At 64.6% G+C, this 12,045-nt stretch carries 12 protein-coding genes; 8 read left to right on the forward strand and 4 right to left on the reverse strand.

The features are described 5' to 3' along the window. Window positions 1–87: 87 nt before the first annotated feature. From mrdA to lipB, 8 genes are all read left to right on the forward strand, one after another. The gene (gene mrdA, locus ECTHA_RS0109070; protein ID WP_025280724.1) at window positions 88–1,935 is read left to right on the forward strand and encodes a penicillin-binding protein 2; all 1,848 of its coding nucleotides are present in this window, start codon (window positions 88–90) and stop codon (window positions 1,933–1,935) included. Next, complete coding sequence (gene rodA, locus ECTHA_RS0109075) at window positions 1,935–3,053, forward strand: rod shape-determining protein RodA (protein WP_025280725.1); 1,119 nt, start codon at window positions 1,935–1,937, stop codon at window positions 3,051–3,053. Before mrdA ends, rodA begins: the two co-directional genes overlap by 1 nt. A gap of 29 nt (window positions 3,054–3,082) precedes the next feature. Further along, window positions 3,083–4,141 carry a lytic murein transglycosylase B gene (gene mltB / locus ECTHA_RS0109080; RefSeq protein ID WP_026623665.1) on the forward strand — a complete coding sequence of 353 codons (1,059 nt, stop codon included), beginning with the start codon at window positions 3,083–3,085 and terminating at the stop codon, window positions 4,139–4,141. Beyond that, the gene (locus tag ECTHA_RS0109085; protein WP_025280727.1) at window positions 4,138–5,022 is read left to right on the forward strand and encodes a septal ring lytic transglycosylase RlpA family protein; all 885 of its coding nucleotides are present in this window, start codon (window positions 4,138–4,140) and stop codon (window positions 5,020–5,022) included. Before mltB ends, ECTHA_RS0109085 begins: the two co-directional genes overlap by 4 nt. 122 nt (window positions 5,023–5,144) lie before the next feature. Beyond that, window positions 5,145–6,317, forward strand: coding sequence for a D-alanyl-D-alanine carboxypeptidase family protein (locus ECTHA_RS0109090; RefSeq protein WP_025280728.1), 1,173 nt, complete (start codon window positions 5,145–5,147; stop codon window positions 6,315–6,317). A 21-nt stretch (window positions 6,318–6,338) separates the two neighbouring features. Continuing rightward, window positions 6,339–7,208 carry a D-amino acid aminotransferase gene (locus ECTHA_RS0109095; RefSeq protein WP_026623666.1) on the forward strand — a complete coding sequence of 290 codons (870 nt, stop codon included), beginning with the start codon at window positions 6,339–6,341 and terminating at the stop codon, window positions 7,206–7,208. Beyond that, window positions 7,205–7,483: a YbeD family protein gene (locus tag ECTHA_RS0109100; RefSeq protein WP_025280730.1), complete on the forward strand. Its 279-nt coding sequence runs from the start codon at window positions 7,205–7,207 to the stop codon at window positions 7,481–7,483. Before ECTHA_RS0109095 ends, ECTHA_RS0109100 begins: the two co-directional genes overlap by 4 nt. Further along, window positions 7,480–8,133, forward strand: a complete 654-nt coding sequence (lipB, locus tag ECTHA_RS17805; RefSeq protein ID WP_025280731.1) for a lipoyl(octanoyl) transferase LipB — start codon at window positions 7,480–7,482, stop codon at window positions 8,131–8,133. Before ECTHA_RS0109100 ends, lipB begins: the two co-directional genes overlap by 4 nt. Here lipB and ECTHA_RS0109110 read toward each other — a convergent pair. The 4 genes from ECTHA_RS0109110 to hemA form a co-directional block, all read right to left on the reverse strand. Further along, window positions 8,130–8,549 carry a hypothetical protein gene (locus tag ECTHA_RS0109110; protein ID WP_025280732.1) on the reverse strand — a complete coding sequence of 140 codons (420 nt, stop codon included), beginning with the start codon at window positions 8,547–8,549 and terminating at the stop codon, window positions 8,130–8,132. The two genes, lipB and ECTHA_RS0109110, sit on opposite strands and share 4 nt — an antisense overlap. Window positions 8,550–8,616: 67 nt before the next feature. Then, window positions 8,617–9,453, reverse strand: coding sequence for a peptide chain release factor N(5)-glutamine methyltransferase (gene prmC / locus ECTHA_RS0109115; RefSeq protein WP_026623668.1), 837 nt, complete (start codon window positions 9,451–9,453; stop codon window positions 8,617–8,619). Window positions 9,454–9,536: 83 nt separating this feature from the next. Continuing rightward, complete coding sequence (gene prfA / locus ECTHA_RS0109120) at window positions 9,537–10,619, reverse strand: peptide chain release factor 1 (protein WP_025280733.1); 1,083 nt, start codon at window positions 10,617–10,619, stop codon at window positions 9,537–9,539. Next, the gene (hemA, locus tag ECTHA_RS0109125; RefSeq protein ID WP_025280734.1) at window positions 10,616–11,899 is read right to left on the reverse strand and encodes a glutamyl-tRNA reductase; all 1,284 of its coding nucleotides are present in this window, start codon (window positions 11,897–11,899) and stop codon (window positions 10,616–10,618) included. The genes prfA and hemA overlap by 4 nt, the downstream gene beginning before the upstream one ends. Window positions 11,900–12,045 lie beyond the last annotated feature (146 nt).

Genomic DNA, 12,045 nt, shown 5'->3' on the forward strand with positions numbered 1-12,045 from the left:
AGGGCTGCGCGCCCCGCGCGAGTCGTGGGCCGGCGGCCCCGGTCCCGCACTCTTACTCCCGCACGTATCACCGGAATCAGCGAGTCCATGCCGGCGCGCCAACCCCTCAAGAATCACCACCAGGAAAAGAGGCTTTTCCTCGCCCGGGTCGTGATCCTGGTGGTGGTGGTCGCCCTGCTGTTCGGTATCCTCAGTGCGCGTTTGGGTCACTTGCAGGTGGCCAGCTATTCTCATTTTTCCACCCTGTCCCAGAACAATCGCGTGCGCCTGGAGGCCCTGCCGCCCCCCCGAGGTCTGATCTTCGACCGCAATGGTGTGGTGCTGGCGGAAAACCGCCCCGCCTATCAACTGGAGATCACCCCGGAGCAGGTGGAGGACATGGAGGACACCCTGGAGCGACTTGCCCAGGTGGTGAATCTGGAGGAGATGCATATCGAGCGGTTTCGCCGCATGCTGCGTGGCAAGCGTCCCTTCCAGGCGGTACCCCTGAAACTCAACCTCAGCGATGAGGAATTGGCCAACTTTGCCGTGAACCGGCATCGCTTCCCGGGGGTGGATGTGGAGGCGCGCGTCGCCCGACATTATCCCCAGGGTGCCTCACTGGCTCACGTGCTGGGCTATGTGGGGCGCATCGACGAGCGGGAACTGGCCCGTATCGATACTCGGCGCTATGCCGGCACCTCCCATATCGGCAAGCTCGGGGTTGAACGCTACTACGAGGACGAGCTCCACGGCCAGGTGGGCTTCCAGAAGGTGGAGGTGAATGCGCAGGGACGCACGCTTCGGGTCCTGGAGCGGGAGCCGGCCACGCCGGGACGCGACCTGGTGCTGAGCCTGGATGTGCGCCTGCAGCGGGCGGCGGAAGAGATCCTGGACGGCTATGCGGGCGCCATCGTGGCCATGGATCCGCGCAATGGCGAAGTGCTGGCCATGGTCAGCATGCCCAGTTTCGATCCCAACCTGTTCGTCCACGGCATCCCCCGGTCCGTCTTCCAGGAACTGCGCACCCATCGGCGCCAGCCCCTGTTCAACCGGGCGCTGTCCGGACAGTATCCGCCCGGCTCCACCCTCAAGCCCGTCGTGGGGCTGGCGGGTCTGGAGCACGGCATCACCACGGCCGAACGCATCATGTACACTCGGGGTTACTACACCCTGCCCAATGATTCCCGCCGCTACCGTGACTGGCGCTACCACGGCGCAGTGGATCTGGATCGGGCCATCGCCCAATCCTCCGACGTGTATTTCTACGATCTGGGCCACAAGATGGGCATTGATCGCATGTCCGAGTTTCTGGGGCTTTTTGGTCTTGGTCAGCGCACGGGCATCGATAGTACCGGCGAACGTCAGGGCCTGCTGCCCACCCGGGAATGGAAGCGTGCCACGCACAACCAGCCCTGGTATCCCGGCGAGACACTCATCACGGCGATCGGGCAGGGTTATATGCTCACCACGCCCCTGCAGCTGGCCTCCGTGACCAGCACTCTGGCCATGCGCGGCGAACGGGTACGCCCGCATTTGCTGCGGGGACGCATTCAGGGAGAGGGCGGGGAGCTGACCATCGACGAATCCCAGTACCTGCCCCCGGTACAGGTCAGCCGGCCTGAATTCTGGGATCAGGTGCTCGTGCCCATGGAGAACACCATGCACCGACCCCGAGGGACGGCATACAACACGGCGGGCCGGGATGCTGCCTACCGCATTGCCGGCAAGACCGGCACGTCCCAAGTGTTCGGGCTGGGGGAGGATGAGGAGTACGACGAGGAGCAGCTGGCCTTGCATCTGCACGATCATGCCCTGTTCATCGGCTACGCTCCGGCGGAGGATCCACGCATCGCCGTGGCGGTGATTGTCGAGCACGGGGGCAGCGGTGGCCGGGTGGCTGCCCCCATGGCCCGCAAGTTGATGGATTACTATCTCCTGGAGATGGATTCCTGATGTTTCATACGGCGGCTGCCGAGATCGGACTGGGGCGCCAGATCCTGCGCGCCCTGCACCTGGACCTGCCACTGCTGGGGGGCATCATCCTGTTGCTGTCCCTGGGCTTCGTGGTGCTCTATAGCGCCAGTGGCGAGAATATGGACATGCTGCACCGCCAGGGTGTCCGTGTTGCCCTGGCCTTCGGCGTGCTCATGCTGCTGGCGCAGATTCCCCATCATCATCTGCGCCAGTGGTCGCCCTGGGTGTATCTGGTGGGGGTGGTGCTGCTGATACTGGTGATGTTCTTCGGGGAGGTGGGCAAGGGGGCGCAGCGCTGGCTGGACCTGGGCCTCTTCCGCTTTCAGCCATCGGAATTCATGAAGCTGGCTGTGCCCATGATGGTGGCCTGGTACTTTGCCGATCGGCCACTTCCGCCGCGCCTGCGGGAGTTGATGGTGGCCGGTGTGGTGGTGGCCATCCCCGCGGCCCTGATCGCCCAGCAGCCGGATCTGGGTACGGCCCTGCTGGTGACCGGGGCGGGTCTGCTGGTGATCTTCCTGGCGGGCATCCGCTGGCGGGTGCTCCTGGGGCTGGGAGTGCTGGCCCTGAGTGCCGCCCCCTTGCTGTGGCATTTCATGCAGGACTACCAGCGCCGACGGGTACTCACCCTGCTCAATCCCGAGAGCGATCCCCTGGGGGCTGGTTACCACATCATTCAGTCCAAGATCGCCATCGGCTCGGGGGGGCTGTATGGCAAGGGCTGGCTCAATGGCACCCAGTCCCAGCTGGAGTTCCTGCCGGAGCGTTCCACCGACTTCATCTTTGCGGTGTACGCCGAGGAGTTCGGCCTGCTGGGTGTGCTGCTGCTCCTTGCCCTGTATCTGTTCGTGATTCTGCGGGGCCTGGCCATCGCCGTGCGCGCCCAGGACACCTACGCCCGCCTGCTGGCCGGCAGCCTGAGTCTGACGTTCTTCATCTACGTGTTCGTGAATACCGGTATGGTGATCGGCCTGTTGCCGGTGGTGGGGGTGCCGTTGCCCCTGTTCAGTTACGGTGGAACATCCCTGGTGACCCTGATGGCGGCATTCGGTATTCTCATGTCCATCAACTCCCATCGCAGACTGCTGGCCCGATGAACCTCCCCATGACCCCCCTGGTGACCCCGATGCGCGGCTCCTCAACAAGCCCGTTCCCTCGAGTGACGACAGCCCTCATGGGGCTCTGTCTCCTGTTTGCCCTCATGCCGGGTGTGGGCGATGCCTCGCCTCGCTTCAAGGCGGGAGACCCCCCCTACCTGGAGCGTGAGGAGGTGCAGCGCTTCATCCAGGAACAGGTGGACGAGGGATTTGACGAGGATGAACTGCGCGCGCTGTTTGCCAACACCGACGGATTGCAGCGGGTGCTGGATCTGATCTCGGCGCCGGCCGAGGCCCGGCCCTGGAAGGACTATCGGCCCATTTTCCTCACCCGCCAGCGGATCGAGGCGGGGGTGCGTTTCTGGGAGGAACATGAAGCCACCCTGTTGCGGGCCCAGGAACGCTTCCGGGTGAACCCCGACATCATCGTTGCCATCATTGGCGTGGAGACCTTCTATGGTCGGCATGCCGGTGGCTTCCCGGTGTTCGATGCCCTGGTGACCCTGGGGTTTGATTACCCACCCCGGGCGGATTTCTTCCGCTCCGAGCTGGCCCACTACCTGCGGCTTGTGAGGGAGGAGGGGCTGGATCTGCTTGGTACCAAGGGCTCCTACGCCGGGGCCATGGGCCGGGGGCAGTTCATCTCCTCCAGCTACCGGGAATACGCCGTGGATTTCAACGGCGACGGGCGCCGGGATCTGCTCAATTCCTGGCCCGATGCCATCGGCAGCGTGGCCAACTATTTTCGGCGCCATGGCTGGTCCATGGGGGAGCCCGTGGTGGTGCGTGCCCAGGTGGAAGGTGACGACTACAAGGCACTGGTGAGCCGTCCTTACCGGGCCCGGCATAGCCTGGAAGATCTGGCGGAAAAGGGCATCAAGCCGGTGTCATCGGTGGATCCGGATGCCCGTTTTTCGGTGATTGAACTGGAGGCGGAGGAGGGTACTCAGGTCTGGCTTGGGTACGAGAACTTCTACGTGATCACCCGCTATAACCGCAGCCCCCTTTACGCCATGGCCGTGTACGAACTGGCCCGGGAAATCCGCGAGGCCCGGGAAGCCGAGCTGCGCCGGGGTGATGGTTCGTGAATCTTCCCGGGGTGGTGGGCGCGCTGCTGCTGGCCCTGGTGGCAGTGGGGCTGGCCGCCTGTGCTGGTCCGAGTGGACCCGTGTCCGGGGATGGTGCCCCGCATCCCCGGGAGGTGCCCGATCTGGCTGCCGTTGAGGAGCCCACGCCGCGGCCCGAGCCACCCAGTCGGTATGGTAATCCAGAGTCCTACGAAGTGTTCGGGAGGCGCTATTACACGCTGGCCTCGGCCGAGGGTTACCGGGAGCGTGGTATCGCCTCCTGGTATGGCACCAAGTTTCATGGTCGGCGCACCTCCAGTGGCGAACCCTATGACATGTACGCCATGACGGCGGCCCACACGGCGCTGCCACTGCCCACTTATGTGCGCGTCACCAATCTGGAGAATGGGCGTAGTGTGGTGGTGCGGGTGAATGACCGCGGGCCCTTTGTGAACAATCGCATCATCGACCTGTCCTATGCAGCAGCGCACCGGATCGACATGATCAATCAGGGCACGGCACGGGTGGAAGTGGAGGCCCTGGAGCCCTATCCGGCCTCCGGCAGGATGCAACAGGCGGCCACCCCCGCCGCGGTCGACAACGGTTCCGGTGAACATTGGCGGACACCCGCACCCCTGTTGCAGCCACTGCCTGCTCATGAGGCTCCCGGCGATGTCTTTGTGCAGGTGGGCGCGTTCGCCAGCCGCACCAACGCCGAGTTGCTGCAGGATCGCCTGCGGGCCCGGGGCCTCGGGCCTGTGGCCGTCACCGAAAGCCGGGTCGAGGATCGTCGTCTGTACCGGGTGCGCCTTGGGCCGAAGGCCGACGAGTCGCGGGCGGCCGAGGCGGGGCGCACCCTGGAGGCGATGGGCATCACGGATTTTCGTATCGTGACAGATTAAGTTGCCCCTGTGGGGATGCGTCCCGATCCACCCTGAAGTGTCTCCGGCATCCAGGGTGCGCATGTATGATAGCCTCATCCCATCCAGTTCCGAATCGAATCATTCCAGGTGTCTGAAGAGCCATGATCCAGAGAGTAAGCGTCTTTTTGCTGTTGTTTGCCCTGTTGCCCGGGGTGGCCCTGGGAAGTGCACTCAGGGTGTCTCCTCCCTCGGACCTCAATGCCCGTAATTACGTGGTGATGGATGCTCAGAGCGGCGCCATACTCGCGGAACGGGAAGGCGATCAGCGGGTGGAGCCCGCCAGCCTGACCAAGATCATGACCGCCTACATGGTTTTCCGGGAACTGCAGGAGGGCAAGCTCAGTCTGGACGAGGAAGTGGAGGTCAGTGAGCGGGCCTGGCGCACCGGCATGCGTGGGGCGTCGCGCATGTTCATCGAGGTGGGCAGGAAGGTCACCGTGGAAGATCTGCTCCGCGGCATGATCATTCAGTCCGGCAACGATGCCTGTGTGGCACTGGCAGAACGGGTGGCCGGCACCGAGGGGGCTTTCGTGGATCTGATGAACGCCCAGGCCCGGGCCCTGGGGATGCACGACACCCGCTTTCAGAACAGCCATGGTCTGCCCAGCGAGGCGGATCAGTACACCTCGGCCCGGGACATCTCAAGGCTGATGCAGGCCTTGGTGAATGATTTCCCCGAGTACTACGGGTACTACGCCGAGCGCAGCTTCACCTATAACGGCATCAGCCAGTCCAACCGCAACTTGTTGCTGTGGCGCGATGACTCGGTGGACGGCGGCAAGACCGGCTGGACCAGCTCCGCGGGCTACAATCTGGTGTCCTCGGCCAAGCGTGACGACATGCGCCTGGTGGTGGCCGTGATGGGAATCGAAGCCTCCAGTCACGAACAGGGTGGGCGCATGCGGGCCAACGAGTCCCAGGCCCTCTACAACTGGGCCTTCCGCCAGTTTGAAACCCATCGGGTCTACGAGGCCGGGGAGCCCCTGACCGAGGCCCGGGTGTGGAAGGGGGAAACCAAGTCCGTCCCCCTGGGCCTGACCGAGCCCTTCTATGTAAGCATTCCCCGGGGCAGTTATGAGCAACTGCAGGCACAAACGGAAATGGATCGCCTGCTGGAAGCCCCCATCCAGCAGGGTGCCAGCCATGGTGAGTTGATGCTGGTGCTGGGTGACGAGGTTGTCGCAACCCGCCCCCTGGTGGCGTTGGAGGCGGTGGAAGAGGGGGGCCTGGTCCGCCAGTTGATGGACGGGGCCTGGCTCTGGATCCGCTATTGAGCCGGCAAGCGCACGGGAGCCATGATGTCTGATAGCAAGATCATCCATCTCAACGGCGAGTTTCTGCCGGAGGATAGAGCGAAGGTCTCGGTGCTCGACCGGGGCTTTCTGTTCGGGGACGGCGTGTACGAGGTGATTCCGGTCTTCGGTGGCCGCCCCCTGCGTCTGGGGGAGCATCTGGATCGTCTGGCCCGCAGCCTGGCGGAGATCCGTATTCCCGACCCCCTGTCCCGCGAGGATTGGGCGATCCTCATTGACGAGTTGCTGGCCCGTAATCCGGGCGGAGACCGCAGCGTGTACGTGCAGGTGACGCGCGGCGTGGCGCCCCGGGATCATGCCTTTCCGGAAGCCATCGAACCCACGGTGATGGCCATGGTGAACCCCATTCGGCCGCCCGGGGAGCAGGTGCTGACCCAGGGCGTGGCCGCCGTGGTCATCCCCGACCACCGCTGGTCCCGTTGCGACATCAAGGCCATCACCCTGCTGGCCAATGTGCTGGCCCGGCAGGAGGCTGTGGACAGCGGTGCCACGGAGGCCATCCTGGTGCGCAACGGTCTGGCCACGGAAGGTGCAGCCAGTAACCTGTTCCTGGTGGCGGATGGGGTGATCGTCACGCCGCCCAAGGATCATTCCCTGCTGGGTGGGATCACCCGGGACCTGCTGGTGGAACTGGCCGAGGCCAACGGTCTGCCGGTGATGGAAACGCGTATCCCCGAGGACAGTCTTCAGGGTGCCCAGGAGATCTGGCTCACCAGTTCCACCCGCGAGATCCTGCCGGTCACGCGCCTGGATGGCCGTGCGGTGGGGGAGGGGGTGCCGGGGCCTGTGTGGCGGCGTGTTCATGCACTTTATCAGGACTACAAGGCCAGCCTGCGTCAGGAGGCCCCATGAGCGATCACAGTGAAACTCCTCTGCTGGATGACGCCTTTCCCTGTGAATTCCCCGTGAAGGTGATGGGGGCATCGGTGCCCGAGTTCCATGAGCGGGTGGAGGCCATCGTGCGCCGCCATGTACCTGAGGTGTCCAGCCAGGCCTTCTCGTCCCGGCCTTCCCGCAATGGTCGGTATGTGGCCATCACCGTGGTGGTGCAGGCCCGGAGCCGTCAACACATGGATGCCCTCTACCAGGACCTGACCGCCTGCGAACTGGTGACCATGGCCCTGTGAAGCCGCCCATCCGCGTGCATCGCCTGGGCCAGCGCGACTATGAGCCGGTGTGGCGAGCCATGCAGGACTTCACCACCGGGCGCGGCGAGGATACTGCAGACGAGATCTGGCAGGTGGAGCATCCGCCGGTGTTCACCCTGGGCATGAATGGCAAGCCGGAGCATGTGCTGGATGCCGGCGATATCCCGGTGATCCCGGTGGACCGGGGTGGGCAGGTGACCTATCACGGCCCCGGTCAGGTGGTGATCTATCTGCTGCTGGATGTGCGACGTCAGGGCATGGGGGTGCGTGCCCTGGTAACGACCCTGGAGCGCACCGTGATCGATTACCTGGAAGGCCTGGGTATCCAGGCGCAGGCCCGTGCGGATGCCCCCGGGGTGTATGTGGGGGGTGCCAAGATCGCCGCCCTGGGCCTGCGGGTGCGTCGCGGTGGCAGCTACCATGGGCTGGCCTTCAACGTGAACCCGGATCTGAGCGCCTTCGCGCGCATCAACCCCTGTGGCCATCAGGGGCTGGCAACCACGTCGCTGGAGCAGTTGGGGGTGGATGTGAGCTGGGGAGAGGCTGCCGAGGGATTGACGCTCGGTCTGGGGGCGGCGCTGGGGCGTCGGATCGAGTGGGTGCCCTCCGCGCCCCTCATCCCCGGCTAGAGGTATTCCCGCCAATGCCGGGGCCGCTGATCCCGGCAGCCGTGGGCCTGTTGCCGGTACTGGTTCACGAACACCCGTTGTGCCACGCCGCTGATGCTTTCGTCCTTCACCAGGCCCAGGTTGTCGCGGACGGTATCCTCGCCGTAGTTGTACAGGGCACGGCGTAGTTTCGACAACAGGCTGTTATCCATGTGGAACCCCACCTCGGTGAGGGCTTGCTCCAGTTCCGCATAGGTGATCTCGCGGATGTCGTAGGTGACCTGGAGTTTCCTGTCGCCATCGCGGTGTACCTCGCGGATGGCGGGCACCTCGTCCCGCAACATCAGCCAGGCGGCCTCCAGCTGGTCCTGTTCTTTCTGCGGGCCCCGGAACACCAGTTCCCGATGGCGAATGTATGCGTCGTCTGCGGATTCCATGAGGCCAATGCTAGCGGCCTGCCCGGAATATGCAAGACAAAAAATGCAGGCTTTCCGTCCCGGGGTTTCAGCCCTGGCAGCCGAGGGTCACCCGCTCCCGCCCGGCCAGGTCCTTGAGTGTGGCCACCTGTGACAAACCGGCTGCCTGGAACAGTGCGCGGACCGCCCCCCCCTGGTCCGCGCCATGCTCCACCAGCAGCCAGCCGCCGGCCAGCAAATGATCCGGCGCACCGGCCACAATCTGACGCAGGTCGTCCAGGCCGTCGGCACCAGACACCAGGGCCTCACGGGGTTCGTGACCCAATTGGCCCAGATGCGGGTCGGCTTCGGCCACATAGGGGGGGTTGCTGACGATCATGTCAAAGCGCGTGTCCCCCAGTGGGTCATACCAGCTTCCGTCGAGCCATTGGATGCGGGTGTTCAGGCCCAGGTGGCGGGCGTTGTCAGCGGCCACCCCCAGGGCGAGGGGGGAGCGATCCGTGGCGGTGATGCGTGCCTTCGGGCGTTCCGTGGCCAGAGCCAGGGCGATGGCGCCGGAGCCGGTACCCAGGTCGAGGATGGAGGCGTTACTGTCCTCGTCCAGGTGTGAAAGGGCTGCCTCCACCAGGATCTCCGTGTCCGGGCGCGGGATCAGCACCTCGGGGCCCACCTTCAGATCCAGTGACCAGAACTCGCGACGCCCCAGCAGATAGGCCGCAGGCTCCCCGGCGGATCGGCGCAGCGCCCACTGGCGCACCTGCTGGATGACGTCTTCTGGTGCAGGGTCTTCCCCATGGGCATAGAGCCAGGCGCGGTCGCGACCCAACGCCTGTGCCACCAGCAGCTGGGCCTCCAGGCGGGGGGCATCCACCGTTTGCAGGCCCTGGCAGGTTTCGGTGATCAGCTGGGCAACGGTCAGGGTCATCTCAGGGTGCGCCTTTACGTTGGAGGGGGCAGGTGAGGGGCCCATTGTGAGGGCCTTGCCTGGTGCTTCCTGAGAGTCTTGCCTCAGTCGCCCAGTGCCGCGAGTTGCTCGGCCTGGTGTTCATTGACCAGCGGATCGATCACCGGGTCCAGGTCGCCCGTCATGACGTTTTCCAGCTTGTAGAGGGTGAGGTTGATACGGTGGTCAGTCACCCGGCCCTGGGGGAAGTTGTAGGTGCGGATGCGTTCGGAGCGATCGCCGCTGCCCACCAGGGATTTGCGGGTGGCGGACTGTTCCGAATGCCGCCGGGTCTCTTCCATTTCCAGCAGCCGGGCGGCCAGGTAACTCATGGCTTTGGCCCGGTTCTTGTGCTGGGAGCGTTCCTCCTGGCATTCCACCACCAGGCCCGTGGGGAGGTGGGTCAGGCGCACGGCGGAGTCGGTCCGGTTCACGTGCTGCCCACCCGCGCCGCTGGCCCGGTAGGTATCCACCCGCAGATCGGCGGGGTTGATCTCGGGGACTTCCATCTCGTCGGGTTCGGGCATGATGACCACGGTGGCCGCCGAGGTATGGATGCGACCCTGGGATTCCGTCTCGGGTACCCGCTGCACCCGATGGGCGCCGGATTCGAACTTGAGGCGCGCATACACGCCCCGACCGGTCACCCGGGCGATGATCTCCTTGAAACCCCCATGTTCACCCTCGCTTTCCGAGAGGATTTCCATCTGCCAGCCCCGGGTCTCGGCGTAGCGGGAATACATGCGGAACAGGTCGCCGGCAAAGATGGCGGCCTCATCCCCGCCGGTGCCGGCGCGGATTTCCAGAAAGGTGTTGCTGTCGTCGTGGGGGTCGCGGGGGATCAGATGCCGCTGAAGGTTACGCTCCAGTTCCGCCAGGCGGACCTGGGTGGCATCCATCTCGTCCTCGGCCATGGCGCGCAGGTCCGGATCCGGGTCGCGGGCCATCTCGCGTGCAGCCTCCAGGTCGTCACGGGCCTGGGCATATTCGTTCCAGGCCGCCACCACCGGTTCCAGCTGGCTGTATTCCACGGAATACTGGCGAAACCGATCCTGGTCGCCAATCACCTCCGGGTCGGAGAGCAGGCCGCCCAGTTCTTCAAATCGCTCGGCAATGTCTTCCAGCTTGCGGCGAATGGAGTCTTTCACGAACTGATCTTGTGACCGCTGGTGTCGGTTTCAGGCAGCTTGAACAGGGCATGGGCCGCGTCGATGAGCTCCAGTTTGCCGTCCCGGGCCGCCTGGTTCATGCTGTCGCAAGGCTCGTGCAGGAACTTGTTGGTGAGGGTGTGGGCGAGAAAGCCCAGGGCCTCCTCCGGGGATTTTCCGGCAGCCACCATCTGCAGGGACTTGTCCAGCACCTCAAGCTGCATGCTGTGGGCCTTGTCGCGGAAGGCGCAGATGGTGCTCACCGCGTCCTGGGCCCGCAACCAGCCCATGAAGGTATCCACCTGGGATTCGATGATCTCCTCGGCCTGGCGCGCTGCCTCGCGGCGGGACTGCAGGTTCTCCTGGATGACCTCTTCCAGGTCGTCCACCGTGTAGAGATACACGTCGTCCAGCTTGCCCACCTCCGGTTCGATGTCCCGGGGTACGGCGATGTCCACCATGAACATGGGCCGATGCTTGCGCACCTTCAGGGCCCGCTCCACGGCCCCCTTGCCCAGGATGGGCAGCGGGCTGGCGGTGGAAGAGATCAGGATGTCGGCCTCGGCCAGGCGATTGGGGATCTCCTGCAGGGTGATCACCTCGGCGTTGAACTGATCCGCCAGGGGCTTGGCGCGTTCCACCGTGCGGTTGGCGACGATGATGCGCCCGATCTCGTTGGTGCTCAGGTGACGGGCGGCCAGTTCAACGGTTTCGCCGGCGCCGATCATCAGCGCCGTCAGGGGCTTCATGTCACCCCAGATCTGCTTGGCCAGGGAGACCGCAGCAAAGGCCACGGAGACCGGGCTGGAACCGATGGCGGTGGAGGTGCGTACATTCTTCGCTACGGAGAAGGCGTGCTGGAACAGGCGCCCCAGTTGACGGCCCAGGGTGCCGGAGCTGTTGGCGTTCTGGTAGGCCCCTTTGAGCTGGCCCAGGATCTGGGGTTCGCCCAGCACCAGGGAGTCCAGGCCGCAGGCCACACGCAGCAGGTGACGCACGGCGTCATCATCGTGGTGGCGGTAGATATAGGGCTGGATCTCGCTGGGTTTGAGGCGGTGAAATTCCCCCAGCCAGTGCAGTACACGGTCGGTGGGCTGGTGGGCTTCGGAGCGGAAATAAATTTCCGTGCGATTGCAGGTGGACAGTATGGCTGCCTCTTCCACCGGCGTGGACTGGGTCAGCCCATTAAGGGCCTCCTCCATGCGATCCGGTGAGAAGACGACCCGTTCGCGAATCCCGACGGGGGCGGATTTGTGATTGACTCCGAGAGTAAAAAGCATCGCACGTGAGGACCTGGTGAATAGCGTATTTTGCGCCAGCATTGAAGTCATGACAAGTTTACCCCAGTTTCAACCCTTTGAGTCCGCACGGAAAACTCTTGATCTTTCAGGTGTTGGCCAAGAGCCCGGGAACTTATCGGTCGCGT

It is taken from the genome of Ectothiorhodospira haloalkaliphila ATCC 51935 (genome assembly GCF_000633935.1).
Lineage (GTDB): Bacteria > Pseudomonadota > Gammaproteobacteria > Ectothiorhodospirales > Ectothiorhodospiraceae > Ectothiorhodospira > Ectothiorhodospira haloalkaliphila.

What these genes read in the sequence shown, in the direction of transcription:
- prmC (WP_026623668.1), bottom strand. Translation starts at nt 9,453, where the DNA reads ATGACCCTGACCGTTGCCCAGCTGATCACCGAAACCTGCCAGGGCCTG.
- mltB (WP_026623665.1), top strand. Translation starts at nt 3,083, where the DNA reads ATGCGCGGCTCCTCAACAAGCCCGTTCCCTCGAGTGACGACAGCCCTC.
- ECTHA_RS0109110 (WP_025280732.1), bottom strand. Translation starts at nt 8,549, where the DNA reads ATGGAATCCGCAGACGACGCATACATTCGCCATCGGGAACTGGTGTTC.
- hemA (WP_025280734.1), bottom strand. Translation starts at nt 11,899, where the DNA reads ATGCTTTTTACTCTCGGAGTCAATCACAAATCCGCCCCCGTCGGGATT.
- mrdA (WP_025280724.1), top strand. Translation starts at nt 88, where the DNA reads ATGCCGGCGCGCCAACCCCTCAAGAATCACCACCAGGAAAAGAGGCTT.
- ECTHA_RS0109090 (WP_025280728.1), top strand. Translation starts at nt 5,145, where the DNA reads ATGATCCAGAGAGTAAGCGTCTTTTTGCTGTTGTTTGCCCTGTTGCCC.
- ECTHA_RS0109095 (WP_026623666.1), top strand. Translation starts at nt 6,339, where the DNA reads ATGATGTCTGATAGCAAGATCATCCATCTCAACGGCGAGTTTCTGCCG.
- rodA (WP_025280725.1), top strand. Translation starts at nt 1,935, where the DNA reads ATGTTTCATACGGCGGCTGCCGAGATCGGACTGGGGCGCCAGATCCTG.
- ECTHA_RS0109100 (WP_025280730.1), top strand. Translation starts at nt 7,205, where the DNA reads ATGAGCGATCACAGTGAAACTCCTCTGCTGGATGACGCCTTTCCCTGT.